This window comes from Vreelandella neptunia (assembly GCF_022489065.1).
Taxonomy (GTDB): Bacteria; Pseudomonadota; Gammaproteobacteria; order Pseudomonadales; family Halomonadaceae; genus Vreelandella; species Vreelandella neptunia_A.
Genome location: NZ_JAKVTW010000054.1, coordinates 1 through 1,382, shown reverse-complemented (window position 1 = coordinate 1,382; position 1,382 = coordinate 1). Strand labels below are relative to the sequence as shown.

The 1,382-nt window shown below is 52.5% G+C and carries 1 protein-coding gene and 1 pseudogene; both read right to left on the bottom strand.

What is annotated here, in order from left to right; all coding sequences use genetic code 11:
* A pseudogene (locus MLE19_RS22785) lies at positions 1-723 on the bottom strand (ATP-binding protein); the annotation flags it as partial.
* The gene (locus MLE19_RS22780) at positions 710-1,375 is read right to left on the bottom strand and encodes a response regulator transcription factor (protein ID WP_306420934.1); all 666 of its coding nucleotides are present in this window, start codon (positions 1,373-1,375) and stop codon (positions 710-712) included. The pseudogene MLE19_RS22785 and the gene MLE19_RS22780, both read right to left, overlap by 14 nt.
* Positions 1,376-1,382 lie beyond the last annotated feature (7 nt).

Here is a 1,382-nt window from a genome sequence, read left to right as displayed (position 1 = left end):
AGAAAGATTGGCGACTGATTCCCGCGAGCGTTGTAATCGATGATCGATATCATCCATAAACCAGTTCAACTGGTCGACTAATTCATCTAGCTCGGAAGGGGCTACTAATAACAAGCGATCACGTTTGCCTGATCGCAAGGCTTCAAGTTGTTGACGCAGTTGCCAAAGTGGCGTGAGCCCACGGTTAACCGCTAGCATATTGAGTATGATGAGCATCCCTAAAAGCACAGCGGCAATCCCACCTACCCACCAGTGCAAAGTTGCAAGCCCTGCTTCTACTTGAGAAAAATCCTCACCCACTAGCAGCACACCCTGTGTGCCCTGCCACTCAAAATGACGTCGGTAGACGAGCATGTGCTGCGTTCCACGATTCACGTCTATTAGGGCATCGCCGCTTTCATTTAGCAACGGTGCCAGCTGTTGTTGCCACTGTGGGTCAGAAGCGCTGATCAAGCCGTTAAAGCGGAGTACGTAGAGATGATGAAAGACTTGATAGCCTTGGCTAACCGAGTCTAGCGCAGTCGGGACAGCCGATTGATCCTGCTCTAGCTGTGCGACCGCATGATTGGCTTCGCGCTGAAGACGCTCACCCAAAAAATCCCGAGCAAGATTCTGTAACAATATGCCATGCAGTAGCCAGGTCGTCACCACCACGAATAGCGCCACGCCGCCTAGCCAGGCGAGTAGTCGAAAACGTAAACTGCGCCGATCAATGTGAAGCAAAGAAATACCCCTGGCCGCGGCGAGTTTGGATAATGGATTTGCCTAGATAACGACGCAGACGAGCGACATAGACTTCGACCAAGTTAGGCGCGGCGGCATCCTGATCCAATGCATAGAGCTGCTCTAGTAGCTGCTCTTTCGAGTGAATGCGATCAGGATGCAGCATTAAGTAGCGTAGTAACCGAAACTCGGTCGCCGTGAGCGAACGCCACGTTTCACCTTCTAGACACACTCGTTGACCAGCACCATCCAACGAAACGCCGTTAAGCGTGATCACTTGAGATAACTGACCAGACGGCCTGCGTAGCAAGGCCTTCAGCCGGGCCATCAGTTCGGCTTCGTGGAAGGGCTTGGTGAGATAGTCATCGGCCCCCGTCTCAAGGCCGACAACTTTATCTTCCCAGGTATCGCGGGCCGTCAGGATCAAAATAGGCGTGTCGCGTTTTTGCCTGCGCCACTGGGCGAGCAGATCCAGCCCTGAGCCGTCGGGCAAACCGACATCTAAGATCGCCAGTTCATAATGCTCGGTTGCCATCAGCGACTTGGCCGCTTTCAAGGAAGCGGCCAAATCAACTAGGTAACCGTTGTCTTTGAGACTCTCTGCTAAGCTTTCCGCTAGCAAGTCATCATCTTCAAGTAGCAACAGTTTCATGGATATA